At 71.6% G+C, this 26,776-nt stretch carries 20 protein-coding genes; 10 read left to right on the top strand and 10 right to left on the bottom strand.

What is annotated here, in order from left to right:
• Nucleotides 1–1,023 (bottom strand): glycosyltransferase family 2 protein, encoded by a 1,023-nt coding sequence (locus QUV83_RS07950; protein ID WP_289563690.1) that lies wholly within the window; start codon nt 1,021–1,023, stop codon nt 1–3.
• Between the two features lie 146 nt (nt 1,024–1,169).
• Here QUV83_RS07950 and QUV83_RS07955 point away from each other — a divergent pair, with 146 nt between their 5' ends.
• Nucleotides 1,170–2,309 (top strand): glycosyltransferase family 4 protein, encoded by a 1,140-nt coding sequence (locus QUV83_RS07955; protein WP_289563692.1) that lies wholly within the window; start codon nt 1,170–1,172, stop codon nt 2,307–2,309.
• A gap of 68 nt (nt 2,310–2,377) precedes the next feature.
• On the opposite strand, the gene rfbA is transcribed toward QUV83_RS07955, so the two are convergent.
• Both rfbA and QUV83_RS07965 read right to left on the bottom strand, forming a co-directional pair.
• The gene (gene rfbA / locus QUV83_RS07960) at nt 2,378–3,247 is read right to left on the bottom strand and encodes a glucose-1-phosphate thymidylyltransferase RfbA (protein WP_066582657.1); all 870 of its coding nucleotides are present in this window, start codon (nt 3,245–3,247) and stop codon (nt 2,378–2,380) included.
• Nucleotides 3,248–3,304: 57 nt separating this feature from the next.
• The gene (locus QUV83_RS07965; protein ID WP_289563693.1) at nt 3,305–3,937 is read right to left on the bottom strand and encodes a dTDP-4-dehydrorhamnose 3,5-epimerase family protein; all 633 of its coding nucleotides are present in this window, start codon (nt 3,935–3,937) and stop codon (nt 3,305–3,307) included.
• Between the two features lie 92 nt (nt 3,938–4,029).
• Between QUV83_RS07965 and rfbD the strand changes: the two genes are divergently transcribed.
• The 5 genes from rfbD (at nt 4,030) to QUV83_RS07990 (ending at nt 13,335) form a co-directional block, all read left to right on the top strand.
• Nucleotides 4,030–4,887: a dTDP-4-dehydrorhamnose reductase gene (gene rfbD / locus QUV83_RS07970; protein WP_289563694.1), complete on the top strand. Its 858-nt coding sequence runs from the start codon at nt 4,030–4,032 to the stop codon at nt 4,885–4,887.
• 169 nt (nt 4,888–5,056) lie between these two features.
• Nucleotides 5,057–6,250, top strand: coding sequence for a mannose-6-phosphate isomerase, class I (gene manA, locus QUV83_RS07975; protein WP_289563696.1), 1,194 nt, complete (start codon nt 5,057–5,059; stop codon nt 6,248–6,250).
• 361 nt (nt 6,251–6,611) lie between these two features.
• Entirely contained in the window at nt 6,612–10,637 is a 4,026-nt protein-coding gene (locus tag QUV83_RS07980) for a glycosyltransferase (RefSeq protein WP_289563698.1), read from the top strand.
• Nucleotides 10,638–10,669: 32 nt separating this feature from the next.
• Nucleotides 10,670–12,154: a hypothetical protein gene (locus QUV83_RS07985; RefSeq protein WP_289563700.1), complete on the top strand. Its 1,485-nt coding sequence runs from the start codon at nt 10,670–10,672 to the stop codon at nt 12,152–12,154.
• Entirely contained in the window at nt 12,154–13,335 is a 1,182-nt protein-coding gene (locus tag QUV83_RS07990; protein ID WP_289563702.1) for an acyltransferase family protein, read from the top strand. Before QUV83_RS07985 ends, QUV83_RS07990 begins: the two co-directional genes overlap by 1 nt.
• 42 nt (nt 13,336–13,377) lie before the next feature.
• On the opposite strand, the gene QUV83_RS07995 is transcribed toward QUV83_RS07990, so the two are convergent.
• The 6 genes from QUV83_RS07995 to QUV83_RS08020 all read right to left on the bottom strand — a co-directional run bounded on the left by QUV83_RS07995 (nt 13,378) and on the right by QUV83_RS08020 (nt 19,080).
• A complete protein-coding gene (locus tag QUV83_RS07995) occupies nt 13,378–14,115 on the bottom strand; it encodes a TIGR03089 family protein (protein ID WP_289563703.1) in 738 nt (245 codons plus the stop codon).
• Nucleotides 14,116–14,154: 39 nt separating this feature from the next.
• The gene (locus QUV83_RS08000; RefSeq protein ID WP_289563705.1) at nt 14,155–15,087 is read right to left on the bottom strand and encodes a hypothetical protein; all 933 of its coding nucleotides are present in this window, start codon (nt 15,085–15,087) and stop codon (nt 14,155–14,157) included.
• A gap of 465 nt (nt 15,088–15,552) precedes the next feature.
• Nucleotides 15,553–16,221 carry a class I SAM-dependent methyltransferase gene (locus QUV83_RS08005; RefSeq protein ID WP_289563707.1) on the bottom strand — a complete coding sequence of 223 codons (669 nt, stop codon included), beginning with the start codon at nt 16,219–16,221 and terminating at the stop codon, nt 15,553–15,555.
• Nucleotides 16,218–17,081, bottom strand: coding sequence for a ChbG/HpnK family deacetylase (locus tag QUV83_RS08010; protein ID WP_289563708.1), 864 nt, complete (start codon nt 17,079–17,081; stop codon nt 16,218–16,220). The genes QUV83_RS08005 and QUV83_RS08010 overlap by 4 nt, the downstream gene beginning before the upstream one ends.
• Nucleotides 17,078–17,869 (bottom strand): glycosyltransferase family 2 protein, encoded by a 792-nt coding sequence (locus QUV83_RS08015; protein ID WP_066582644.1) that lies wholly within the window; start codon nt 17,867–17,869, stop codon nt 17,078–17,080. The genes QUV83_RS08010 and QUV83_RS08015 overlap by 4 nt, the downstream gene beginning before the upstream one ends.
• Nucleotides 17,866–19,080 (bottom strand): hypothetical protein, encoded by a 1,215-nt coding sequence (locus tag QUV83_RS08020; protein WP_289563711.1) that lies wholly within the window; start codon nt 19,078–19,080, stop codon nt 17,866–17,868. Before QUV83_RS08020 ends, QUV83_RS08015 begins: the two co-directional genes overlap by 4 nt.
• 138 nt (nt 19,081–19,218) lie before the next feature.
• On the opposite strand from QUV83_RS08020, the gene QUV83_RS08025 reads away from it, so the two are divergent.
• From QUV83_RS08025 to QUV83_RS08040, 4 genes are all read left to right on the top strand, one after another.
• Entirely contained in the window at nt 19,219–20,136 is a 918-nt protein-coding gene (locus QUV83_RS08025; RefSeq protein WP_289563713.1) for a hypothetical protein, read from the top strand.
• A gap of 191 nt (nt 20,137–20,327) precedes the next feature.
• Nucleotides 20,328–20,663 carry a WhiB family transcriptional regulator gene (locus tag QUV83_RS08030; protein WP_289563714.1) on the top strand — a complete coding sequence of 112 codons (336 nt, stop codon included), beginning with the start codon at nt 20,328–20,330 and terminating at the stop codon, nt 20,661–20,663.
• 44 nt (nt 20,664–20,707) lie between these two features.
• Nucleotides 20,708–24,283 (top strand): glycosyltransferase, encoded by a 3,576-nt coding sequence (locus QUV83_RS08035; RefSeq protein WP_289563715.1) that lies wholly within the window; start codon nt 20,708–20,710, stop codon nt 24,281–24,283.
• Entirely contained in the window at nt 24,280–25,839 is a 1,560-nt protein-coding gene (locus QUV83_RS08040; protein ID WP_289563716.1) for a DUF5719 family protein, read from the top strand. The genes QUV83_RS08035 and QUV83_RS08040 overlap by 4 nt, the downstream gene beginning before the upstream one ends.
• Before the next feature lie 72 nt (nt 25,840–25,911).
• On the opposite strand, the gene QUV83_RS08045 is transcribed toward QUV83_RS08040, so the two are convergent.
• Entirely contained in the window at nt 25,912–26,769 is an 858-nt protein-coding gene (locus QUV83_RS08045; protein ID WP_289563717.1) for a glycosyltransferase family 2 protein, read from the bottom strand.
• Nucleotides 26,770–26,776 lie beyond the last annotated feature (7 nt).

Genomic DNA, 26,776 nt, shown 5'->3' on the forward strand with positions numbered 1-26,776 from the left:
CTACAGGGCACGGCGGACCGCGCGCCAGTATCGCGCGAGCGCTGATTGCAGCAGATGCGAGCCTGCGGGCAGCGGGAACTGCGCGGGGTCGAAGCGATCGGTCATCAGGTCGGCGAGCTCGCGGTCGGGCACGCGACGCTCGCGCTGGACCTCCGCGCGACGCGCCCGAATCCAGCGGACATGCGTCGCGAGCCACCACCACCCTCGGAGCTTCTGCCGCAGCCACCCCTGCTTGGCGGCCACCGCGACCAGCGCCAGCTCGAACGCCGCCAACACGGGCGCCAGGAGGAGCAACATGCGGCCGCCGTAGCACGTGAGGACGAAGGCCAGGCGGTTGCGCTCGACGAGGTACATCTTGAGCGGCGTCCGGCTGAACTCGTAGTGGTGGTACGCCACGGCCGTCGGCACGTACTCGACCCGCAGCCCTCGCTGCCAGCTGCGCCAGCACAGCTCGAGGTCCTCGGCGTAGGCGAAGAACGGCTCCACGAGCCCGCCGAGGCTCTCCCACAGGGACCGGGAGAGCGCCATGCAGGCTCCGCTCGCCGAGGCCACAGGCCCGCGCGTCGCGTGCTGAGCGGCGGGATCGCCCATGCCTCCGGCCCAACTGAGCCCCAGCACGTGCAACGGGTTGCCGACCGAGTTCACCAGGTCAGGCTCGTCAGCCAGCCGCACACTCCCGCCGACCACGCCGACGCCCGGCGTCGCGAGGGCTCCGACCAGTTCGCTCGCGGCAGCGGGCTCGACGATCGCGTCACTGTTCACCAGCAGCAGGACGTCCCCGCTCGCCCGGCTCGCGGCGAGGTTCATCCCGCCAGTGAAGCCGAGGTTCTCCGCCGGGACCACCAGCGTGATCCGCGGGTCCTCCGGGAGGCGGCGCACGGCGTCCGTGGTGCACCCGTTGTCCACGAGGACCAGGTCGACGTCGACACCGGTGCTCGCGAGCACCGCCTCGACGGCGTCAAGGAGATAGGGCTCCGCGCCGTACGCGAGCATCAGCGCTGTCACGCGCGGCAGAGTGGTCATGTCCCGGATCGAGGGCCCTTCGTTCCAGCGAGGAGGGCGGCGGCCAGCGCCGGCCGCCCTATGCGGGACTGAACACTACTCACCAGAACCGGATCGCCGATCCGCGTTACGCTCGCTCGGTTCTGGACACGTGCGGCAGGGGTGAGATGAGAGTTCTTGTAGACGCGACGGCCATCCCGTCCGACCGTGGCGGCGTGGGGCGCTACGTCGACGAGCTGCTGCGCGCGCTGGACGTCCGCGATGTGGAGCTCGTCGTCGTGTGCCAGGTCCGCGACGTCGACCTGATGGAGGCCGCGCTCCCCGGCGCCCGGGTGATCGCCGCGCCGCGGATGATCGAGCGGCGGGCTGCGCGACTGGTGTGGGAGCAGACCGGTCTGCCGGTGCTCGCGCGCAGGATCCGCGCGGATGTCGTCCACAGCCCGCACTACACGAGCCCGGTGTTGAGTCCCGGCGCGCGCGTGGTCACCTTGCACGACGCCACGTTCTTCAGTGACCGGGACGTCCACAGCTCCTTCAAGACCCTGTTCTTCCGCAGCGCGACCTGGCTCGCGGTGCGCCGCGCGGACGCGCTCGTCGTGCCCTCCCGGGCGACGCGCGACGAGGTCGTGCGCTACGCCGGTGGCCGCGCCGAGCAGTTCTATGTGGCGCACCACGGGGTCGATCCCGAGGTCTTCCACCCGGTGGAGGCCGCGGAGCAGGAGCGGGTTGCCCGTTCCCTCGGCCTGGAGGGCAGGCCATACGTCGCCTTCCTGGGCACGCTCGAGCCGCGCAAGAACGTCCCCGCCCTGATCGAGGCCTGGGTGGAGGCAGTCGCGGGACTCGCCGACCCTCCCGCCCTGGTGGTCGCGGGCGGCGCGGGCTGGGACGACGCCGTGCAGCCCGCCATCGGGGCGGTGCCAGCAGGCCTGCAGGTGATCCGGCCCGGCTACCTCCCGCTCGACGACCTCGCCGGGTTCCTCGGCGGAGCCCAGGTGGTGGCCTACCCGAGTCTGGGCGAGGGCTTCGGCCTGCCCGTGCTCGAGGCCATGGCCTGCGGCGCGGCGGTCCTCACCAGCCGTCGGCTCTCCCTGCCCGAGGTGGGCGGCGACGCGGTGGAGTACACCGAGACGGACGCGGCGTCGATCGCCACCGCGCTGGCTCAGCTGCTCGCGAGCAAGGACAGGCGCGAGGAGCTGGCCCGTGCCGCAGTCGAGCGGGCCGCGCTGTTCACCTGGGGAGCTGCCGCGGACGTCCACGTCGAGGCCTATCGCGCTGCTGTCCAGCGCGCCGGCGGCGGCTCGTCCTGAGCACCACCAACCGAGCGCCTGACGCCCGAGCAGTCGCTCGGGCGTCAGGCGCTCGGTTGGTGGTGTGACTACTGCTGGCGCTTGAGCAGGTCCAGCAAGTACGTGCCGTAGCCCGACTTGACGAGTGGCTCCGCGCGAGCGCGCAGCTCGTCGTCGGTGAGGAGCCCGCGCCGCCAGGCGACCTCCTCAGGCGCCCCGATCTTGAGGCCCTGACGGTGCTCGATGGTGCGCACGTAGTCGGAGGCCTCGAGCAGCGAGTCGAACGTGCCGGTGTCGAGCCACGCCGTGCCGCGGGGGAGCACCTCGACCTGGAGCTTCCCGGCGTCGAGGTAGTGCCGGTTGACGTCAGTGATCTCGTACTCGCCACGAGCCGACGGCTTGAGGGACTTCGCGATCGCCACAACGTCGTTGTCGTAGAAGTACAGGCCCGGGACGGCGTAGTCCGACTTCGGGTGCTGCGGCTTCTCCTCGAGTGAGAGCGCGCGACCGCTCGCGTCGAACTCGACGACGCCGTAGCTGGTCGGATCGGCCACGCGGTAGGCGAAGACCGCGGCGCCGTCGATCTGCTCGAAGCGCTGGAGCTGAGTCCCCAGGCCGGGGCCGTAGAAGATGTTGTCGCCGAGGACGAGCGCCGCGGAGTCGTCGCCCACGAAGTCAGCCCCGAGGACGAAGGCCTGGGCGAGCCCGTTCGGGACCGCCTGCACCGTATAGCTGATCGAGATGCCGAACTGGGAGCCGTCGCCCAACAGGCGGTGGAACTGCTCGGCATCGTGAGGCGTGGTGATGATCAGGATGTCTTCGATGCCGGCCGCCATCAACGTCGACAACGGGTAATAGATCATGGGCTTGTCGTAGACCGGGACGAGCTGCTTGCTCACGCCCAGGGTGATCGGGTTGAGACGAGTACCGGATCCGCCGGCCAGGATGATTCCGCGCATGGACAGACAGTGTGCCAGCAAGCGGCTCCGGGAACCGGCGGGATCCGGTCGCGCGGCTCAGAGTCCGCGCGGCGAGGCCTTGCGCTGGGCCACGAAGTCGCGCACCGAGTCCATCGTCGGGAGCAGGCCGTCCTCCTGGGCCTGGCGCAGCGTCGGCGCCGCCAAGTCCTTGTCCGAGAGCTGCGGCGTGAGCGGGCTTCCGTCGCGGGCCGTCGTCGGCCACTCGATGCCGATCTCCGTGTCGAGCGGGTGCACGCCGTGCTCCCGGCCGGGGGAGTAGCCCGTGGAGCAGAGGTAGACGACCGTCGAGTCGTCCTCGAGGGACAGGAACGCGTGCCCGATGCCCTCGGAGAGGTAGATGGCGCGGCGGTCGACGTCGTCCAGCAGCACGGTGTCCCACTGGCCGAAGGTCGGCGAGCCCACCCGGATGTCGACTGCGACGTCGAGCACCGCGCCCTTCGGGCATGTGACGTACTTCGCCTGCCCGGGCGGGACGTCGGCGAAGTGGATCCCCCGCAGCACCCCGGCAGCCGACACCGAGCAGTTGGCCTGCTGGAGGTCGAGGGGGTGCCCTACCGCCTCGACGAACGCGCCCTCCTTGAACCACTCGAGGAACACGCCTCGCGGGTCGCCGAACTGCTGCGGTGTGATCTCCCACGCCCCGGGGACCTTGAGCTCGCGGAACTGCACGGTGATATCTCCTCATGTCGGCTGTTGCGAGGCCAGCCTAACGGCGCGACTACTCTGGGCCGTCGGTCGAGACGTCGAGATGAGGAGTGGTTGTGCGCTGGTTGGTGACAGGGGCGGCAGGGATGCTGGGCCAGGACGTCGTGAGCCGGCTGCGGGAGGCTGGCGCCGAGGTGACGGCAACCGACCGGGAGCACGTGGACATCACCGACCTGGCGTCGGTGCGCGCCGCCGTCCAGGGCCATGACGTGGTGGTCAACTGCGCGGCCTGGACCGCTGTCGACGACGCCGAGGCGCGCGAGGCCAGCGCCTTCGCCCTCAACGCCACAGGGCCGGCGCTGCTCGCCAGGGCGGCCGCCGAGCACGGCGCGCGGATCGTGCAGATCTCCACCGACTACGTCTTCGACGGCGCTGGCGTCGCGCCGTACGCCGAGACGGCGCCCATCGACCCCCGCTCCGCGTACGGCCGCACCAAGGCCGCAGGAGAGTGGGCGGTGCGCGCTGAGAACCCGGACCACCTCATCGTCCGCACGGCATGGCTCTACGGCGCCCACGGCAAGTGCTTCCCGAAGACCATCGCACGGGTCGCGGCCGAGCGGGGCGGGCTCGATGTGGTCGCCGACCAGGTGGGCCAGCCGACCTGGACCGTCGACCTCGCCGACCTGATCGTCCGGCTCGTCGAGGCGGGCGCCCCGAGCGGCGTCTACCACGGCACCTCCGCTGGCCAGACATCGTGGCACGGGTTCGCCCAGGCGATTGTCGCGGCAGCGGGCCTCGACCCGGCCATTGTCCGGCCCACGACGAGTGACGCGTTCGCGAGCGCGGCGCCGCGACCGGCGTATTCGGTGCTGGGGCACGGGGCGCTGGAGGCAGTCGGCGTGGCTCCGATCGGCGATTGGGCTGGGCGTTGGTCGACGGCCGCGGCAGCGGTCTTGGGCGCGCCCCAGTTGTGAATGCGCGGCGCGAGCCGCATCGCAGAACGCGGGTGTCCGGCCGCGGCGGCGTTCGTCGCGGCGAGCTGAACCAGTAGCCGAATGCGCATTGCGGTCCGCACGCGGGGGACATGGTCGACAGCGGGAAGCGGCTAGCCTGGCCAGGCGAACCGGAGAAGGGTGGATATCGGTGCACAGGTTGCGTGGCAATCCCCGCGCGTATGCGTGGGGATCGACCGATGCGATCCCCGCTCTCCTGGGGATTCCGACAAGCATCGAGCCGCTCGCTGAAATGTGGTTCGGGGCGCACCCCTCGGCGCCCTCGACTCTGCTCAGCTCCGAGCCTGCGTCCGACCTCGCCGAACTGATCGCCTCAGACCCTGTCGCGATGCTCGGCCAAGATGTGCGCGCTCGTTTCGGCGACACCCTGCCGTACCTCCTGAAGCTCATCGCCCCGGCCCGGCCGCTCTCGCTGCAAGTCCACCCTCACCTCGCCCGTGCGCGAGAGGGCTTCGCGCGCGAGGAGTCCGCCGGAATCCCGATCACTGCCGACAACCGAAGTTATCGAGACGACAACCACAAGCCCGAGCTGGTCTTCGCGCTGACGCCGTTCGAGGCGCTGTGCGGATTCCGCGCCCCGCGGCGGGCCGCCGAGCTGTTCGCCGAGCTCGGCACACCGTTGGCGCGACGACTGCGCGAGCTCCTCGTCGCCCAGCCTTCCGCTGTCGGTGTGGAGGCGGCATTCACGTTCCTCCTCGACTCGCGCACAAGGCCGTCGAGCGAGGCGGTCGAAGCCCTCGCCCGTGAGTGCGGCGCCCGCCTCGCGGCCGGGTCGACATCGCCAAGGGCCGACGCGACTGTCGTGCTCCTGAACGAGGCGTACCCAGGCGACCCAGGTGTCGTCGCGTCTTTGCTGCTCAACCCCGTGAGCCTGCAGCCCGGAGAGGCATTGTTCGTCCCGGCGGGTGGCGTGCACGCCTACCTGAGCGGCCTCGGCATCGAGATCATGGCGAGCTCGGACAACGTGCTCCGCGCGGGACTCACGGTCAAGCATGTTGACACCGTCGAGTTGTTGGCATGCGTCGACTACGTGGCCGCTCCGCCTATCAGGACGGCGCCTGAGATCTTCCATGGAGCGACACGCGTCTTTTACGCGCCGGTCGACGACTTCGAGCTCTCCGTGACCGACCTGCTGGACGAAGACGTTCATCCACTCCCTGGACGAGGCCCGCGGACGCTCTTGTGCATGGAAGGCGAGATCGCTGTGACATCGATGATCGACTCGCTTGTGCTCTCCCGAGGTGAGGCAGCGTTCGTTCCGGCGACGGAAGGGGCATTGACAGCCCGGGGTCGCGGGACGCTGGTCCAGGCCGACGTGCCCTGACCCTGCCGGGAACGGAGGAACGCGGACGGGGCGCCAAAGGAAACTCGGCGCTCAGGGCCTCCGCCGTCATGGAGGCGCCTCCAAGGATGGTGCTCCGGGCTTTCCCGCCGCCCCGTCGGCACGGTCGCCAAGCACTCCGACTCGCCCTCCTAGGCGGAAGAGTTACCGAGTCGTTACTAGCCCACGATTCGCCTGGCGGTCCGGGTAGGGTGTCCCGGACAAACGACGGGGAGCAGTGGTGGTGTCGCGACGTGACGAGAGCAACGAGGCGTACCCGACCGCTCACCTGTCGGAGCCTGAAGGCGGCAACGTCGCCCTGTACCCAGGCTCCCAATTCGAACGGTCGAGCAGGGGATGTTCAATGACGGGTGAAATCACGCCTTTGCGGGCGATCGGCGAACGGGACGCCGAGGGATGGGTGCTCGTCAGGAATGCGGGTTCTACGTATGACGACGGCGTCGAGGACGCGTTGTACGAGATGTTCACCCGTGAGGACGACCTCCGCTCGACGAACTCCAGGCTCCGCAGCCTCGGCGATGGCGCCGCTCAGCAGTTCCAACTCGACGCGGCTCGCGCCAACATCGTGCGCGGCCTGACGATCGCTCCCGATGCGCGTGTGCTGGAGATCGGCGCCGGCTGCGGCGCCATCACTCGCTACCTCGGCGAGCGGGCCGCCCTGGTCGACGCCGTCGAGCCAGCGCCGCGCCGTGCGCGGGTGGCACGCGCGCGCACCCGCGACCTCCCGGGCGTCGAGGTGTTCGTCGGCGAGCACAGCGACGTTCCGGCCGTCCCGACCTACGACGTGATCGTCGTCGTCGGGGTTCTCGAGTACGTGGGAGGCGGCTCCGCCGATCCCGAGGCCTATGTGGAGTTCCTGAGCCACCTCGGCCGCTGCCTGCGCCCCGGAGGCACCCTCGCGCTCGCGATCGAGAACAAGATCGGTGTGAAGTACCTCGTGGGCGCGCCCGAGGACCACACCGACGTCGTCTTCGACTCGATCGAGGGATACCCGGGTGTGACCCACGCCCGGACCTTCTCGCGCCATGAGCTCGAAGCACTGTTCGTGGCGGCCGGCCTCGAGCCGAGCGTGCGGATCGCGTTCCCCGACTACAAGCTCACCCGAGCAGTGATGGACGCGGAGGCGCTTGAGCGTGACGCGCCTCAGTTGTTGGCCAACCTTCCCTCCTTCCCGAGTGCCGACCTCAGGTCGAGCCGCCCCCGCCTCGCTGATGAGGCTCGCGTGTGGCGCACCCTCGTCGACGCGGGCCTTGCCGCGGAGACGGGGAACTCCTTCCTCGTCCTCGCGGGCAAGGGGGCTCCTCAGCAGTTGTGGCCGCAGGAGTTGGCGGCGGTGTACTACTCACGCTCCCGGCGTGAGCACTACTCGCTCGGGAAGCGCGTGATCCGGGACGGCGACGAGCTCGTGGTCGACCGGGCCCGAGTCGGTGAGGCATCCGACGACGCCCTCATCGACATCACCGAGGGCCGCGAGCGCGTGATCCAGGGCGTCACGGTGCAGGAGGCGGCGACAGGCCTGACCACTGTCGGGGTGGCGGTCTTGTTGGCCCAGTGGCGCGAGGCCCTCGAGCGGCACGCTGCCGAGTCCGGGGCCACGCCTTTCGACTTCGTGCCGAACAACCTGGTGATGACTCCCGCCGGGGTCCTCGAGCCGATAGATCAGGAGTGGACGGCGCCCGGGTGGGGGCTTGAGCGGGTCGTCCGCCGCGGCATCCTGTGGTTTGTCGCCCAGTTGGCGCGAGACGTGCCCCCGGACCGCTGGGAGGGATGCGAGGTCGTGCGTGACGTCGCGCGGCTCCTCGGCCCGGCAGTGGGCCTCGACGCCACAGGGCTGTGGATCGATGTGGCCATTGCCGAGGAGGCGGAGTTCCTCGCCGAGGTAGGCGTGCCGCAGCAAGGCGAGGGCAGCGCGGAGCACGCACAGCGCATCGCCGCCGACCTCACACAGATGGTGGACGGGCCGCTGAGCGAGCTCCCGCTGGGCGAGCGGCTTCCGGGCGTCCTGGAGCGCGTTCGCGGTTACCTCGCGACGGCTGAGGAGTCCACCGCCCACTTGAGCGGGGAGGTCGAGCGTCTCAGCGTCGAGATCGACGGAGCGCTTGAGCGCGAGCGTCTCGCGCTCGCCCAGGCCGAGCTCGCCAACCATTGGAGTGTGGAGGCCGCGCTGGGGGCGCGCGTCGCGCAGGAGAAGACCCGGTCCGCCGAGACGATGCAGTCGGTGCTCGCCGAGCGTTTCGCGGCTGCCGAAGCCCGCTACGTGCACGTCCAGGCCCAGGCCGGCGACCTCCAGACATCCTTGGACGGCATACGACGGAGCCGGGCGTTCCGCGTGATCGGCCTCTACTACCGGCTCGTCGAGAAGGCCGCGCCGAGTGGTTCCGGCCGGCGCCGCGCCTACGGCGGCACACTGCGCTCCCTCGTGGGCGTGGCGCGCCGCCTGCGCCCGCTGCCCGAGGTCCCCCCGGTCGTGATCTCGATTCCCGCGAGTGAAGCCCCGTTGGTGTCGATCGTCATCCCCGTGCACGGCAAGTGGGAGTACACCGAGCGGTGCCTGCAGGCCGTCGCGGCGACCGAGGGCGACATCGCCTACGAGGTCATCGTTGTGGACGACGCCTCTCCTGACGACACGCTCGAGAGGCTGGGCCAGGTCCGGGGGATTCGCGTTGTCGCGCTCGAGCAGAATGCTGGCTTCGTGGGCGCGTGCAACGCCGGGATCGAGGCGACGCGCGGCGAGCTCGTGGTCCTGCTCAACAACGACACGCGGGTGACGCCCGGGTGGCTCGCCCCGCTCGTCGAGACGGTGTCCGAGCCGGGCGTCGGCCTCGTCGGCTCGCAGCTCCAGTATCCCGACGGCAGGCTCCAGGAGGCGGGCGGGATCGTCTTCTCCGACGGGTCCGGCTGGAACTATGGCAAGTTCGAGGATCCGGGCATCCCGGCGTACACCTTCCGCCGCGACGTCGACTACTGCTCGGGCGCGAGCATCATCATCCGCAAGTCCGCGCTCGACGCGCTCGGCAACCTCGACACCCGGTATGCCCCCGCCTACTACGACGACACCGACCTGGCTTTCGGCATCCGTGAGCTCGGGATGCGGGTCGTGTACGAGCCCAGGTCAGTTGTGGTGCACGACGAGGGCGTGTCTCACGGGACCGACGAGACCTCGGGCATCAAGGCGTACCAGGCTGTCAACAAGGAGAAGTTCGTCGAGAAGTGGCGGGATCGCCTCGCTGAGCAGTGCGAGCCCGGCGCTCTGAACGTGCCCTACGCCGCCCGGCGGGGCAATGGCTCGCGCATCGTCGTGGTGATCGACCACTACGTCCCACGTCCCGACGAGGACTCCGGCTCCGTCCGGATGATGGGGATGCTCCGGACCCTCCGCGAGCTCGGCTATGGGGTGCTGTTCGTCCCCGACAACCGTCATCGCAGCGAGCCGTGGACGGGGATCCTCGGCGAGATGGGAGTCGAGGTCTTCTACGGCCACGGCGACCTGCCGGGACGGCTCTCACAGCTCGCGGAGCACATTCACGCGGTGATCGTCTCGCGTGTCACCGTCGCCTGGAACCACGTCTTCACGCTGCGCTCGGTGCTCCCAGGCGTCCCGCTCATCTTCGACACGGTCGACCTGCACTTCTTGCGCGAGGAGCGGGCGGCGGAGCTCGCCGGCGCGGAGAGCCTCTCGGCGCGCGCCGAGACTCTCAAGTCGCTGGAGCTGGCCATCGCCTCGACCTCGGACACCACAGTGGTGGTGTCCCCGTACGAGCAGAAGCTCTTGCAGTCGATCCTGCCGGATACAGACGTCAAGGTCCTGCCGAACATCCACTATCCGGAGGCCGTCCCGTCCTCGGCCGAGGAGCGCGCGGGCCTGCTGTTCGTCGGGAGCTTCGCGCACCAGCCGAATGCTGACGGGCTGCGCTGGTTCTTCAGCCAGGTCCTTCCGCTCATCGAGGAGAGGCTCCCGGGCATCCCGGTGAACGTGGTGGGCCGTGACCCCGATCAGGACCTCGTGGCCGAGGCCCCCGCCAACGTGGTCTTCCACGGCTGGGTGAAGGACCTCGGCCCGCTGTACGACGCCGCCCGCATCGCCATCGCGCCACTGCGCTACGGCGCCGGCGTCAAGGGCAAGATCGGTGAGGCGCTGGCGTACGGGGTCCCCGTGGTCATGACGCCGATCGGCGCCGAGGGGATGTCGATTGAGCATGAGGCCACGGCGTGGGTCGCGGACGACGCTCAGGCCTTCGCCGACGGCGTGGTCGCGCTGGTCACCGACGACGAGTTGTGGTCGCAGATGTCCAAGGCCGGTGCACAGCACATCGACTCGATCTTCGGCCCGGACCGGTTCGCGGAGATGCTTGCCGAGATCCTGCCGTGACGAGTCTCGCTGCGCCGGTCGCCTCGTCTGACGTGGACGCCGCGGCCCCGCCACGGGATGAGGCGCTGGCGTCCTCAGGGGCTGCGCCCGAGGTGGTCAAGGATCGCCACGACGCCCTGGTGCGGAAGATCGCCCTCGTGCCGCCGATGCTCGTCTTGCTGGTGACGTTCGCGGCGTGGGTGGCTGCGGTGGGGAGGGCAGGGTTCTGGGCCGACGACTACGTCAACCTCGCGCTGTACAACCAGACCCTCGGCGATCTTTCGAATGTGCAGCGGAACGATGGTAAATACACGATCAACGTGTTCTGGTGGTGGGGGACAGTCATGTTCGGGACAGGGAATCCTGTTCCGTTCGTGCTGACCGTCAGTGCGGTCACGGTAATGGGCGTGTGGTTGTGGTTGCGCGCGGGAAGTCAATTCGCGTGGGGTCGCGTCCAGGCATGGTGGATCGCGGCCGGCGTCGCAGCCACTGTGACACCCTTTGGCATCCTCTTGTGGGCCTCGAACATCGTGCACTCCGTGAGCATCCTGTGTCTCGGGCTCGGCCTCTTCGCGCATGTCAAGGCCCAGGAGCAGGAGGTGAGCCGGAGCGCAGTGGCGTGGTCCGCCTTGGGCGCGTGCGCATGGTTGATCGTCATCATCAGCAACCCGCTCTACATGGGCTTCGCCATCCTCGCTGGGTATCTGGTGTTGATGCAAGGCCGCGGCTGGATGGCCCGCGTCGCCTGGCCGCCATCGAAAATTCGATTCGCGACCGGCCTGGGCTTGCTCGGCCACGTGGGAATCCCCGTGCTGTACTTCGCGTTGGTCGCCTATCCGATGACCACACGCAGGTCGTCCTACTCGGTCTTCGGGTTCGGCGAGATCCGGGCGAACGCCGCGTTCTACACCGAGAGGCTCGCGCCCGACAACCTGACTCTCGTGGCGTACGTGCTGGTGGTCGCCGCAGCAGTGGTCGCGTCAGTCGCCCGCGTGCGGTCCAACAGGCTTCCCCTCGTGCTGCTCGCGACAGCAGCGGCCACCGCGTTGCCTGTCTTCATGCAAGGGCAGCAGCGGGCCGATCACTACCTGATGGTGCCGATCCTGTTGACGCTCAGCGCGCTCGCTGCCGCAGTCGGCCGGCTACCTGTGCGCCAGGGAACACGCGCCCGGCGGTCGGTTCTGGTCGGAAGCGTGGCCGTCGGGTCTGTGATCCTGGCGATGATGGTGGGTGGTTCGAGCGCCACGCGCTCTTGGTGGGTGACCACGCCGCTCGGATCGGCCTTGACGCAGGCGCGGCAAGAGATCGCTGATCGCACACCGACAGGTGCGGACCTCTGCGTGGAGCTCGCGATGGACTCGAGCCTGCAGCCGGGGTTCGTCGCAGCCATGGGAGGGCAAGCGGGGATGAAGTTCGATCCTATTGGCGCCGCGTCGGCCGAGTACGTGGGCGTTGGTGAGTGCGATCGAGCCACGCGGACGGTGGTCACCATCACCCACGATGGCAATGCGTACGACGCTGTCGTCGAGGGGCGTTGATGGCAAGCGATTCGGTCGCCGTCACGCGCGAGGCCGGTGTGGCGCCGAGGTCGGCGAACCGAACTGTTGCCGATGTCGGCCGGCCGGGATCCAACGCGCTGAACTTCATGCGCCTCGTGCTCGCAGCCAGCGTCATCGTGTCGCACACCGCGGCGATCGGCGGGTTCCAGGCCGAGATGCCGGGATGGATCGGGTGGGTTGCGGAGTGGGCTGTCAATGGCTTCTTCGTGCTCTCCGGATTCCTGATCGCCGGCAGCAGGATGCGGCTTCCGTTGGGGCCGTTCCTCTGGAACCGCGCGGTGCGCATCTTCCCTGGATACTGGATGGCCTTGATCGTGGTCGCGATAGCAGTCGCGCCCGCTTCGGCCCTCATCTCCGGGGAGAATTATCAGCTGCGAAGCGCGATGGACTACCTGCTGAACAACTCCATGCTGCTCACGAATCAATGGGGTATCGAGGGCACATTGCTCACCGTGCCCCACCCGGGTGCATGGAACGGGTCGTTGTGGACCCTCTACTATGAGTTCTGGGCTTATCTGCTTGCGGGTGTGCTGCTTTCGGGGGCTCTGATTCGACGCCACGCCGGATGGGTCTCCGTTGGCCTACTCGTGATCGTGACGGTCAGCCAGGTCGCTGCTCTGGGCGCTGTTGACTCGATGGGCGCGAGCTGGCTCAGCGCGTTGCGGCTGGGTGCGTTCTTCCTCGCCGGAATGGTCATGCACTTCTTCGGCCATCGAGCGCGACTCTCGTGGTTGGCCGCAGTTGGCTGCCTGGTCGTCCTTGTGATCATGCTCGAGTTCGGTCAGGTCAACGTCCTCGGCCACCTCCCGTTCGCCTACATTCTGCTCTGGCTGGGGGGTCGCCTGCCGACCCGCATCGGGTCCGTCAACGACCTCTCGTACGGCACGTATGTGTATGCCTTCCCTATACAGCAATTGCTTGCCCTTTTCGGTGGGGTGGCGCTGGGCCCGTACCTGTTCGCGCTGGTGGCGTTCGCCCTGACGTTGCCGCTCGCCTGGGCCTCGTGGCGCTTCATCGAGTCGCCGGCGATGCGGTACCGGATGTCCTCGGGGAATCGACACGGGGGTGACGGTGGTCACCCGGCAGTGGCGGCACACGACTCCGGTGTCACGAGATCCGTCCCGAGACACGACTCGCCCGGCCCTCTGACAACGGTCTAGGTCTCGCGCTGCGAGCTTCTGCCGGGTGGTGTGAGCTTCCGGCTAGCGGTAACTGCGCCACTCGGTGGTGATCCGCTCTGTGTCCATGAGCCGCGTGCGACGGGCAGCGTCCTCGCGCATGGCGAGGGAGGTCGACGGCGCGAGCGCGACGAGTGATCCGCCGCGTGCCAGGGTGTCGAGACCGCACCGAAGCAGGTCGAGAACGCCAGGCTCGCCGGGCGCGAGCGGCTCCCAGAGGACGCGCTCGCCCTCGTCTCGGGCTGTCGAAGGCGCGGCCCAGCCGCGAAGGCCTTCGTGGGTGACATCCGTGAGGGCCCAGGCGCCTGGGTCGGGCTGAGGAGCCCAGTTGATCTGGTCGCCATATGTCATGACGGCCCGGTTCGCGTCGACTGCCCCCGAGGGGAGGACGCCGTCGAACCCGCGGGCGAGCGCGGGCATCGCGACAGCGACAAGCTGTGCACGGTCAGGGTGGTTGCTCGGCTCGCCGGTGAGCACGACGTCACCCTCGGTGCCTGCCGTCACCAGGCACGCCCCCACCCGCCACACGCCGAACGCCCACACGAGAGTCCGCCAGTGCGGGGGGAGGTCGAGGAGCACGCGCGTGCCTGGCTCGGCATCGAACTCCTCGACGAGGAGGTTGACTGTCTTGTTGACCCAGTTCTCTAGCACCGCCCCGGAGAGTTCGACGCGTTCGCCATCGTCTCCGTACCACGTGATCCTCGGGCGACCTGGCTCCCGGGTGATGACGCGCAGGATGTCGGCAACGGTGGTGGGGTTCACGGCTCCACCCTATGAGACCCCGTCGTCAGCCCGCCCGGGTCATCCGCCACCCTCCACGAGGTCGCACGGAACGCGGGAGGTCCAGCCAGGTGGTGAGATGGGGAGTTCGACCGTCTCGGGCGCGGCGTCCTGGTCGCACACCTGCCCGGCCGTGCGCAGTTCTGACGACCACGCTGGTCCGGCGCTCCGAGACGTCAGGTCGGGGACGAAACTGGTGACAGTGGCGACGACGAGAGGCGCCATCACGACGGTCGCGGCGATGTACGCCCCCTTGCGTCGGGGCAGGACGGCCAATGCCAGGATCAGGATCGCGAGAAGCATCATCGAGGGGACGACCGCATACCTGGCCACCGTCAGCTCTCGTGTCGACGCGGTATCCGGCCTGGTCCAGTCCATCGCGGGCTTGTTCAGCAGCAGCGCTGCGCTCCACAACGCCACCGACGCAACGCCGAACGTGCCCGCGGCCAACCGCTGGACGGGCGTTCCCCGACGCAGCACGAGCACCGTCGCCGCGCACAGAGCCAGGAGTGCTAGTGCCGCAGGGCCCCAACCCAGCAGCACCACGGTGTCGGTGATGGCATCGGCAGACCCCCACCAGAGGGTCATCACCGCATTGACGAGGTATCCGGCGATGACGTTGTCGGCGTCGGGGACGGGGGTCGGTCTTGGCGGACGGGCAGATGAGACTGCGAGCTGCAACACGAGCCCGGTCATGAGGCCTGCGCGCACAGCCCACCCGTGGCGATCGCGCCATCGCCAGAGGATGAGCGGGACGAAGAGCACCGTCTGGATCTCCGTCAGCGCGCAGACCAGCGCGACGATCCCCAGCAGCGCGCCGCCACCGCGGGTTCTGGGACTGTGGAGCAAGAGCCACGGGGTGAGCCAGAGCGCGAACCAGTGGACGTTCGCCATGTTGCCGAGGACTTCGATCGGCAGTGCCGGCACCAAGAGGGTCACCGTGGCGAGTGCCACGCGGATCACTATGGAGCCGGTCACCGATCCCGCGCACACGTAGACCAGGCCGGCCGCCGCGCCTGCGAGGACGCACCCCGCCGCGCACATCACCGTCGCGTACGAGCTCGGCGGAGCCACAAGCACGGCGAGCTCTGCCACGAAGCGTGGGAGGAGGTGGAGGTAGCCGTCATGGGACCTCAGGAGGGTCGACCATGCCGGCGAGTAGAACGCGTCCCACAGGAACACGCGCCCATCCTCGGCCCAGAGCGTCGCGCGTGCGACGGGTGGCAGTCGAAGCCACGCGACAACGGACAAGAGAGCACCGAGCAGCACGGCGACGGCGCCGTCCCGCGGGCGCTGGCGCGCACGGGCGCCATGGCGTGGGCGAGCGGTCGGGCCCGGCATCGGCGCGCTGTCCACGGGGATGTTGTCGGCTTGCTCCACGCGGTTCCTCCCTGCGCGGGACACCAGGCCGCAGGCTGGTCACCCCCGCCGCGCCACCACCAGATGGTGCGGATGCACCCGGCCATGGTCCAGCCGCCGCTGCGAGACCTTGAGCCCGAGCCCGGCCAGCCATCCCGCCATCGTCTCCGGCGCCACGAAGTCGAAGGACGACCCCTCGGTGATGCGCAGCACCTTGACGGAGATCGTCTCCTGCCAGGTGTTCCAGCGCACCTTCCAGCGGGGCTCGACGCCCATCTCCTTGACGAGCACCATCCCGTGGGGGGCGAGCTGGCCCACTGCCTCGGTGAGCAGGCGCTGCTGCTCGGAGGCGGGGAGCAGGTACAGCACGTCGACGAAGACGACGGCGTCCCAGGGGCCGGGCGGCACGGCCCCGGACTCGGCGACGCGTAGGTCGAGGCTGTCGACGTCATGGGCGGCGGCGTGGCCCTGGGCGATCTTGGCGGTGTCGATGTCGACGCCGACGACGTCGCGGCCGGGGGCGTCGAGTGCGGCGTAGGCGCTGAACAGCCCGTGCCCGCAGCCGATCTCGAGGATCCGGCCGGTGCGGGGGAGCGTGGCGACGATCGAGGCGAAGGGCGCGCTCCACCAGCGCACGGTGACGTGGGCGCGGACGGCGGCGGGGGAGCGCCGGTAGAGGGCGAGCGCGGCGCGTCCGGCGCTGTCGGGCCGGCGGGTGGCGATGCTCATCGTCGTCCTCGTTCGTCGTGGCGGGTCACGCCGGCCAGGTCGGTGAACCCGCCGAGGCGGTAGCCGGCGGCCTCGATGGCGTCACGGGCTGCGGGGTCGGTCAGCGCGGCGAGCTCGTCGCCCCAGCGGTAGCCCCAGTCGAAGCGCCCCAGGTCGGGGTCGTCGGGCTCGGAGGGATGGGCGTTGATCTCGGCGCTGTGCGCGGCGCCGTCTCGCAACGCGGCGAGCGCGCCGGCGAGGCGCGAGGCGTCGAGCGCGCCGGCCTCGTCGAGGCCTGCGTAGTCCGCGGGCAGGTGCAGGCCCAGTCGCCGTAGTCGTCGCGCGGTGTGCCGGCTCAGCGTCTGGACGCCGAGCCCGATCGGTCCTCGCGCGCGGCTCCGGGGCAGTCGCACCGCCCCGATGCCATGGGCGCGGGCGAGGTCCGCCACGACGTCCCCGACGGCGGGCCACAGGTGCGTGTGCTGGTGGGTGTCGAGGTGCGTCACGGGCACGCCGACGCCGACGACGCGCTCGAGCTGCGCGCCGAGCTCACGGCGCACGTCGTCGGGGTCGAGGCGTCCCGTGAGCCCGCGGGCGACGACGGCGCGGTAGCTCAGCGGGAAGGCGCCATGCCGGTCCACGAGCGTGGGGATCTCCCGCGGCGCCAGCAGCGGCGGGTCCTCGCCGACGAGGGCGAGGTGGGCGCCCAGCTCGAGCGTGGGGGTGGCGCGCAGCATCGTGGCGGCGTCGTCGAATGCCCGGCCGACGGCGAGCAGCGAGGTGGCGGTGACGACGCCGTCGAGGTGGGCGCGCCGCACAGCCCGGTTCACCCCGACGGTGAGCCCGAGGTCGTCGGCGGTGACGATGAGCAGGCGGCTCACATGGCCCCGGCAGGGGTCGATGGGGCGGGGGCGCGGTACGGCTCGACCCGCTTGAGGTCGGAGCGCAGCCGGAACATCTCCCCGAGCATGGTGCGGATCACGGACCAGGAGGACAGCGTGGACACCCCGCGGGTGCGGGGGAAGTAGTCGACGCCGATCTGCAGGATCTGGAAGCCGGAGCGCTGCGCGCGGATGACGAGCTCGGCGTCGATGAACGAGCCCTCGCTCACGAGGTCGACGTGGTCGAGCACGGTGCGGCGGCACAGCTTGAACGCGAAGTTGATGTCGCGCAGGCGCGTGCCGAACATCGCCTGGATGAGGCCGTTGTAGAAGAACGAGTACACGGCCCGGCGTGGGCCCTCCCCGGTCCGGTCGAGCCGGTACGCGCTGACGATGTCCGCCTCGTAGGTGCGCAGCACGCGCAGCGCCCGGACCAGCTCGAGCATCTCGAACGGCAGGTCGGCGTCGGTGTAAAGCACCACGTCGCCGGTCGCGGCCGCGAAGCCGCTCTTGATCGAGCCGCCGAGCTTGCGGTTGTGGGGGTGGTGCACGACGCGCACGTGGGGGTCGGCCTCGACCAGCGCGTCGGCGAGTTGCGGGGTGGCGTCGGTGGACGCGTCGTCGACGACGATGATCTCGTAGTCCGCGATCTGCCCCGAGTCCACGAGCTGCTCGCAGATCTCGACGGCGGCGCCGACGGCGCGGTGGATGTACAGCTCCTCGTTCCACATCGGGAAGAAGATCGAGAGCTTCTTGAAGGTCTCCGGGGCGGGAAGCGCAGAGGTCATGACACAGCCACCGATCGTCCGAACAGGGAGGTGAGCAGCACGAGCAGCACCGCGCTGACGAGCAGCACCGCGGGGCGCAGCCAACGGCGTGGCGAGCTGGTGAGGAAGTCGCCTGCCGCGGCGATGGCGGGGAACGCGACGAGGACGTACCGCCCGGTGCCCATGAAGTCCTTGGTGCCGAGGATCGGGATGAGCAGCACCACGAAGGTGTAGGCGAGGTAGCCCCAGCCGAATCGCCGCCAGACGCGGCGCAGCAGGAGCACTGCCAGCAGGCAGGCGACGGCCTGCAGCGTCAGCAGTGCGGCGACGTCGTACGGGCCCTTGACGAGGGTGCCCGCGTAGACGACCTTGAACCACGTCTTGGGGCCGACGCCCTGGTTCCAGCCGGGCGCGGACTCGACCTCGACGAAGGCCAGCGGATTGCCGAACTCGATCCACAGGTAGGCGCACCACGCGGCGAGCCCGGCGCCGGAGAGCAGCACCCCCGCATGGCGCCAGCGCACGTCCCGCACGGCGCGGACGAGCTCGCGCCAGCCGCGCGGCCCGGCGTCGACGTCGCCCGAGGCCTTCGCCCGGTCCTGGGCGAGCAGCTCCACTGTCCGGACCACGAGCCCCACCGCCACGGCGACACCCACGGGCCGTCCGGCGGTGGCGAGCGCGCCGACGAGCCCTGCCGCCCAGTACCAGCGGCGCTCGAGGAGCAGGAACGCTCCCACGGCGCAGAGCAGGAAGAGCGAGTCGGCGTACATCGCGCCGTAGAGGAAGAACGCGTACGGGTACAGCATGAGCACGGCGATCGCGGTGAGCGCCGCGGGGCGGGGGAGCCGGGCCCACGCCCATCGGCCGAACAGCAGGACGGCCGCCCCGCCCGCCAGGACGGCGAGCAGCGACCCGGCGACCTGCACGTCGCCTGTCACGTTCGCGAGCGCGCGGACCCCCATCGGGTAGACCGGGAAGAACGCGATCGACGACTGCTGGCCGGGGACGTACTGGTACCCGGCGGTGGCGATGTGGTGGTACCAGCCGGCGTCGTACTGGAACCAGCCATCGAGCCAGGACGGCCCCTGCAGGATGCTCCCGTCGCCAGGGGGACGATGCCGCTCCGACCAGGCCACCACTGCGGTGAGCGCCGCGGAGACGGCGAGGAACACGGCGAGCACCAGGGCCCATGGGTAGGGCTGTCGTGGCGTCGCCACGGCAGCCGTCGGCACGGCTACGGTGCTCTGGTCCGTTCTGTGCACTACGCCCCCTGTGTGCCGCGCTGAGGTGCGGCGGTCGCACAGGAGCATAGAGACAACGTGCCCATGCCGGGTGTGACCTCGACCACGAAGCCCTCCGAAGGGGGAGATGTGCTGCCTGCTCTTCTCGGCGTCGCCGCCGCCGCGCTGTGCTCGGGCACAGCGACGGTGTTGCAGGCGGTGGCCGTGCGCCGACTGCCGGTGCGGGAGCGGCTCGAGGCCGGCCTGCTGCTCACGTTGGCACGCAGTCGCACTTACCTCGGGGCCCTGGTGCTCGTGGCAGCCGGGTTCGCCGTCTCGTTCTGGGCGTTGCGCTCGTTGCCGCTCTTCCTCGTGCAGGCGGGGAGGGCCTCGAGCCTGGCCGTGGCGGCGGTGCTGGCAGTCGTCGTGCTGGGCGCGCGCCTGCGGAGGCGGGAGGTGGTCGCAATCGTGGCGCTCGGCGCCGGGCTCGTGGTGTTGGCGGCCTCGGTGGCCCCCCAGGCGGCGCGCGTGGATGAGGGCGGCACCCGTGTGGCGCTGATCGGGGGGGCGGTGCTGGTGCTCGGCGGCGCCGCTCTGGCGGTGCGCCTACGCCCACGGGCGCGGGCTGGTGTGGTGCTCGCGGTGCTCGCGGGTGTGGGCTACGCGCTGCTGGCGGTGGGGGCGCGAACCCTCCACAGCTTCTCGCCGCTGGATCTCATCGTCGACCCGGTGGCATGGGCGATGGTGGTCGCGGGCGCGTCGGGGCTCGTCCTGGGGGCGCTCGCCCTGCAACGCGCCCCGGTCGTCGCGGTGACGGCGGTGATGGTGGGTGTGGAGACGTGCCTGGCCTCCGGGCTGGGCATGGCGCTGGCTGGCGACAGGCCCGCGGCGGGCGCCGGCGTGGGCACCGTGGGGGCGTTCGTTCTGGTGCTGGCGGGGGCTCTGGCGGTGGCGCGGTTCGCCGCGCCCGACCAGGTCAGCGCGGCGCCCCTGCACGACAATCGGCGCGACACGGACGCGCGACACGCGGGGGGATCTTCTTTTCACCCGACAAACCGCCCGGACTAGCACAGTTCCGCTTGACGATTTCGAACGACACGCGTGTAATTTCTTAGAACCGTTTCACGCAACGTCCAGGTCAGACGCAGACTCGGGCGGTGTGGGGAGCGGGGATGCGGCCTCGTGCCGAACGTCGCCGGGCATCGTCGCCCGACCGACTGCACCATCCACGCGAGCACCATCGAGCACGGAGGAACCCCATGTGGAATCTGCTCGACGCCGACGGCTCCTTCCCCTCCGACGCGGGTCGCTCGACAGTGGCCACGCAGGAGCCCTCGAACGTCCTCAATCTCTTCGGCACGCCCGCCGACGACGGGCTCATGGGCTGGCAGGAGCGCGCCCTGTGCGCGCAGACCGACCCTGAGGCGTTCTTCCCCGAGAAGGGCGGCTCGACCAGGGAGGCCAAGAAGGTCTGCACCGGCTGCGACGTCCGCTCCGAGTGCCTGGAGTACGCGCTCGAGAACGACGAGCGGTTCGGCATCTGGGGCGGGCTGTCCGAGCGGGAGCGGCGCAAGCTCAAGCGCCGCGTCGTCTGAGCAACTTTTCCCGACTGGCCGGAAGAGGGCCATGATGTCGCGAGATGACTGACTCAACGCTGCCCACCGGGCTCCGGCTGGCCGAGGCCCCTGCCTCGGCCAAGTCCGCTCTGGCCGTCACCGCCGTCGTGGTCACCCGGGGCCCCACCCGGTACCTGGCGCCGACGCTGCAGGCCCTCGGCGCCCAGACTCGCGTCCCCGCGAAAGTGGTGGTCGTCGACGTCGCGGCCACCGCGGACGAGGATGTGCTCCGACTGGCCCGTGGCGCCTTCGCCGGGTTGAGGGGTGACACGGCGCCCGAGATCGTCGCCGCGCCCGTCCCCGGGGCGCGCAACTTCGGCGCCGCTGTGCGCGCGGCCCTCGCCTCCTTGGCTCCGCCCAGCATGCTCGCGGCCGCCACCGACCCCGCCGGCTCCTGGCTGTGGCTGCTGCACGATGACAGCGCCCCGGAGCCTGACGCGCTCGCCGAGCTGCTGCGGGCCGTCGAGCACGCGCCGTCGGTCGGCGTCGCAGGGGTCAAACAGCGCACCTGGACGGATCCGGCGCGCCTGCTCGAGGTCGGGCTGCGCACCTCGCGCTCCGGCCGCCGCATGACGGGTGTCGAGGAGGCGGAGGTCGACCAGGGCCAGCACGACGGCCGAGACGACGTGCTCGGCGTCGGGATAGCCGGCGCCCTGGTCCGATGCGATGTGTGGGACGAGCTCGACGGGCCCGACCCGGCGCTGGGGCCGTTCGGCGACGGCTTCGACCTGTCGCGTCGTGCCCGGCTCGCTGGCCACCGCGTCGTCGTGGTGCCATCCGCCGTCGTGCGCCATGCACAAGCGAGTTACCACGGCCTGCGGGGGCTGCCCGGCGCCGGCGAGGAGGTCGACGCCGACGGCGACGGCCTGCCCGACACGGGCGATCCCCGTCGGTCCTTCGCGGGCCGCCGACAGGCGCTGCTCCACCAACGACTCGTCACCGCCCCGCTGCTGCTGATGCCCCTCGTCGCGCTCATCGCCGGCGCGGCCGGCGTGGTGCGCTCGCTGGTGCGGATCGCGACGAAGGAGCCGTTGCTCGCGGTCACCGAGCTGACCGCGCCGGTGGCTGTCCTGGCACGTCCAGGAGCGGTGCTCCGGGCCCGGCGACAGGCATCCCGCACCCGGCGGGTCTCGCGCCGCACACTGCGCCCGCTGCAGGCGAGCTGGCGCGAGGTGGGTCGCGAATGGCGTGACAGGCGCCTCGCTCGCGCGGAGGAGCGCCGCATCGTGCACGCGCCCAGTGAGCTCGAGCTGCGCGAGCTCGCCGCCCTGGCCACCCGTCGGCGCGCGACCCTGGGCGTGCTCGGCGTGCTGCTCCTGGGCGTGTCCGCGCTGGCCGTCGGCCCGGTGGCCGGCGCGGCGTTCGGCGGCTCCGCGCTCGCCGGAGGCGCCCTGGCCCCTGCGGCCGCGACTCTCCGCGAGCTGTGGCAGGCCGCCGCCTCCGGCTGGGTCGCGGGTGGCGTGGGGGACGCCGGACCGGCCGACGCCCTGCTCATGGTGCTGCTGCCCGCCGCGGCGGCCGCAGGGGGCTCGCCCACCGTGGCGGTCAGCATCCTCCTGCTGGGGTCCGTGCTGCTCAGCGGGCTGGGCGCCTGGTTCGCCGCTGGCGCCGCGACCCGCTCGACCGGCGTCCGGCTGTGGGCGGCGCTGGTGTGGGCAGCCGCCCCCGCGCTACTCATCGGCCTCGGCGAGGGCCGGCTCGGCGCCGTGCTCGCGCATCTGGCGTTGCCGTGGGTGGCCCTGGGCCTCGCGCGGGCGACGGGCTCCCACCAGGTCGACACCGTGCTCTCCGGTGTGGCGACGGCGCAGCGTCGGACAGCGGCGGAGGCGACTGGGCACGACGCCGCTGAGGCGGGGCAGGAGGCCTCGGCCCCGACGGACGGCAGCTTGGCGCCGCCCGCAGTGGTGACGCCCGCGCTGGGGACGGCGGCGGCCACAGACGACTTGCCCACCGACGACGCGCCCTCCGACGACCAGTCCGCCGCCGAGGTGGCGTCAGGCGGTGCGGGCCGTTCCCTCGCGGCGTCCACGGCGGCGGCCGCCGCCGCCGCGCTCGCGTTCGCCGTCATGGCCGCGGGCGCCCCCGTGCTGCTCGTGCCCGGCATGCTCGTGGTCGTGGCGGTCGCGCTGTGCGCCCCGCGCGGCCGGATCCGGGTCCTGCTGGTGCCCCTGCCGGCACTGGTCCTGCTCGGGCCGATGCTGGTCGAGGCCGCGTCGCGCGGAGTCGAGGGCCTGCGGCTGCTGTTCGCAGATCCGGGCCTGCCGTACCCGTCGACACCGGCCACGCCGCTCGGCCTGCTGCTCGGGGCGCCGTCCGACCCGTCAGCCCTCGTCCCCGCCTTCGTCCCCGCCGCCGTCGCCGACTACTGGCCGTGGGCGCTCGGGGCCGTGGTGCTGGTCATGGCGGTGCTCGCACTGCTGCGGGGCGCCCCGGTCGCGCGGGGGGTGCGCCTCGCCTGGGCCGCTGCCGCCGCCGGGCTCGCGACAGCAGTCGCCAGCGGGCTGGTCGATGTGGCGGCCGCCGACGGGCAGCTGGTGCGGGGCTGGGCGGGCGCCGGCGTCTCATTCGCGGGCGCCGGGTTCCTCACGGCCGCCGTGCTCGGCACACAGGGCCTGCGCGAGCGCATCGGGCGGGCCACGTTCGGATGGCGGCAGCCCAGTGCCGTCCTGGGCGGGATCCTCGCCGGCGCGGTGGTCGTGACCAGCCTCGGCGGCTGGGCCTGGCAGGCCCGGGCGGATGGGCTGTCGCAGGTCGCCGCCCTCGAGCGCCTCGTGGTCCCGGCGGTGGGGCAGCAAGCGCAGTCGGCGCCGCGCGGGTCCCGTGTGCTGATGGTCGAGACGGGGCCTGACGGCGTCGTCACGTGGCAGCTCGTGCGAGGGGACGGGGCGCTGCTGGTGGACCAGGCGGCCACCGTCTGGACGCGCACAGTGGAGGGCCCGCTGCGCGGGGCGCAGGCCTTGTCCGTCGACGAGCCCGAGTCGCGGCTCGACGGCCTGGTGGCCCGGATCGCGGCGGCGACCAGCGGCGACGTGGCGCTCGAGCTGGCCGAGTTCGGGGTCGGCGACGTCCTGGTCCCACCGGCGCCGACGGATGACGCGGAGGCGTCGCCGTCCGGTCCCGCCGCGCGCGCCGAGCTGGTCGCCCGGCTGGACTCCACCGCGGGCTTGGAGCGGATCACGGAGAACACCGCGGGCACGATCTGGCGGGTCCAGGCGTCGGCGACGCCCGGCGGCGCCGTGCAGGCCACGGTCACCAGCTGGGCTCGGCTGGTCGAGGGTGACGACCCGGACGCGGACACCACGCTCGACTCGGACCGGCGCGCGATCGACACGCAGGTCCCACCGGGATCGGCGACACGGCGCGTCGTGCTCGCCGAGCGCGCCGATCCCGGGTGGACGGCCACGCTCGACGGCCGGCCGCTGGGCGCCAGCCAGGACGACTGGCGGCAGGCGTTCGACCTCGGCGCGGAGGGTGGCCGCCTCGTGGTGGCCCACCAGGCGCAGCACCGGGAGCTGTGGCTCGCCGCACAGGGCGCAGTGGCACTGGTGACGGTCCTGCTCGCCTTGCCGTTCCGTCGACGAAAGGCAGGACGCCGATGACCGCCCCCCGCTGGGCCGCTCGACTCACGCGCGCCGCGTCGGGCCTGGTGGTGCTGGGCACTGTCGGCGCCGTCGTGGGCGCCGCTGGCATCGTCGCCGCGCCCGCCCCGGAGCCGGTCCCGGCCACGCTCATCGAGGTGGAGCCCGCGCGCACCACCCTCGTGTGCCCAGGGCCGTTGCAGCAGCCCGAGGCCACGAGCGTCGGGGGCTTCGACACGACGCCCGTCGCGCCGGTGCTCCGGGTGCGCGGGCTCAGCGTCCCGGGCGCCGCGGACGACGCGGCGCCCGCCGAGATGACCCTGCTCGGGGAGGGCGCGGCCACTGTCGAGCTCACCGGCCGGTCTGCCCGCACCGCAGTCCTCGCCGACGCCGCGGCGCCGGTGCTGTTGCAGGGCGACGCGCAGGACGGGAGCCCCGCCTGGCTGGCGGGCGCCACCTCGGCGCGGGTCTCCGCCGGAGACCTGCGCGGGCTCGCCGCGGCGGGCTGCCAGGCCCCAGCCTCGGACCTGTGGCTCGTGGGCGGCAGCACCGAGATCGGCAGCTCCGCCTTCCTGGTCATCGAGAACCCCGGCGCCACCACGACGGACGTCGCGGTCGAGCTCTGGGGGCCGGCAGGCCAGATCGACCTCGCCGGCTCCGCCCGCTACCTGGTGGCCCCCGGCGCGCAGCGGGTGGTCGTGCTCTCCGGAGTTGCCGCCGAGCAGCGCCGCCTGGTGGCCCACCTGACCACCACCGGCGGCGCGGTCTCGGCGTATCTGCAGGACTCCCGGCTCCGGGGATTCACCGCCGCGGGCACCGACCTGGTGGTTCCGGGCGCGCCGCCCGCCGCACGGCAGGTCGTCGCCGGGGTCCTAGTCGAGGAGTCCAGCGTCGACGATGTGAACCAGCCCGTGCTGCGCCTGCTCGCCCCCGGCGCCGACGGCTCGACGGCGCGGCTGACGCTGCTCGGCGAGGACGGCCCCGTGTCGCTCCCCGGCGCCGACGAGATCCCGCTGACCGGGGGAGTGGTGACCGACGTCCCCTTGGGCGGGCTGCCCGCAGGGGCCTACACCGTGGTGGTCGACGCTGACGTGCCGCTCGTCGCCGCCGCCATGCTGACCCGGGCCGGGGCGCCCAGCGAGCTCGACCCCACCCCGACGCTCGAGCGCGCCTGGGCGGCCGCGGCGGCCCCAGCGGCAGGCGGGCTCGTCGCGACCGCCGCAGGCGCCGACTCGACGATCCTGATCGCCCGGGCGCCGCAGGAGGGCGACCCAGCGCAGGCCGGTCCCGGCGAGGTGGTGCTGCGCGCCTACGGACAGCGGGGCGAGGTGCTCGGCGAGCAGGCCGTGCCGGTCGCGGCGGGCCACACGGCGCGCGTCGCGTTGTCGGGGCTCGGCGCCGGGGTCACCGGCGTCGAGGTGGTCGCTCCCGACGACGATCCGGTGTGGGCGTTCGCGGTGGTGGCGGAGGTCGTCCAGCCGGACGGCGTGCTGGCCGCGGTCCTGGGCCCCGCGCCCGCGGCGCCGGGGGCGATGCGGGTCAGTGTCCGCCAGGGCAGCGCGCTGGGCCTGGGCTGACGCCTAGCACGACGGGGGCTGACGCCTTGCCACGGGGCTGCTGCCCAGCGTGGCGGCCCAGCGCGGTGCGGCTCAGCGCGCGGCGCGCAGCTCGAGGTGCTCGCGCGCCTTGAGCCCGACCTGGCCGACGGCCCGCACGGGCCACTGGTACCAGCGGTGGTACCGGCGGCGCAGGTACAGCGCGGCGCTCGCGTGGTGGGCGGAGATCATGCGGGCGGGCCGCTCCCGCCAGGAGGTGCCGCCGACGTGCGTCACGCGGGCGCTGGGCACGTACAGGTTCTCCCAGCCGGCCTGGCCGAGCCGCTCGCCCAGGTCGAGGTCCTCGAAGAACATGAAGTACGAGCTGTCGAACCCGCCGACCTGCTCGAACGCCTCACGCCGCAGCAGCAGGCAGGCGCCGGACAGCCATCCGGCGGCGCGCTCGGCCCCGGCGACCTGCTGGCGCTGCTGGTAGGCGCGGGTCCAAGGGTTCGACGGCCACACGCGCGCGAAGAGCGCGTGCCCGGCGCCCTGGGTCAGCGACGGGAGCTCGCGCGCCGACGGGTAGACGGTGCCGTCCGGGTTGAGCAGCGCCGGGCCGAGCGACCCCGCGCGCGGGTGGCGCTCCGCGGCCTCGAGCAAGTCGTCGAGGGAGCCGGGGCCCCACACGAGGTCGGAGTTCGCGACCACGAGCCACGGCGCGTCAGCCCCCTCGGCTCCGGCATTCGCCCCTGAGCCGTAGCCGAGGTTCGCCCCTGGGGTGAGCACCCGGGCGCCATGGGCCTCGGCGACGGCGCGGGTGACCGTGTCATCCGTCCCGTTGTCCACCAGGACCAACTCCACCGGCAGGCGGCTGGCGCCCTGGAGTGAGACGGCGAAGTCCTTCAGCTCGGCTCCGGGGTTGAAGACGACGCAGACGACACGGACGTGGGCGGGGCCGGCGGTGCTCATGGTCGGA

The sequence above is a fragment of the Cellulomonas cellasea genome, from assembly GCF_030372105.1.
In the GTDB taxonomy this organism is placed as follows: Bacteria; Actinomycetota; Actinomycetes; order Actinomycetales; family Cellulomonadaceae; genus Cellulomonas_A; species Cellulomonas_A cellasea_A.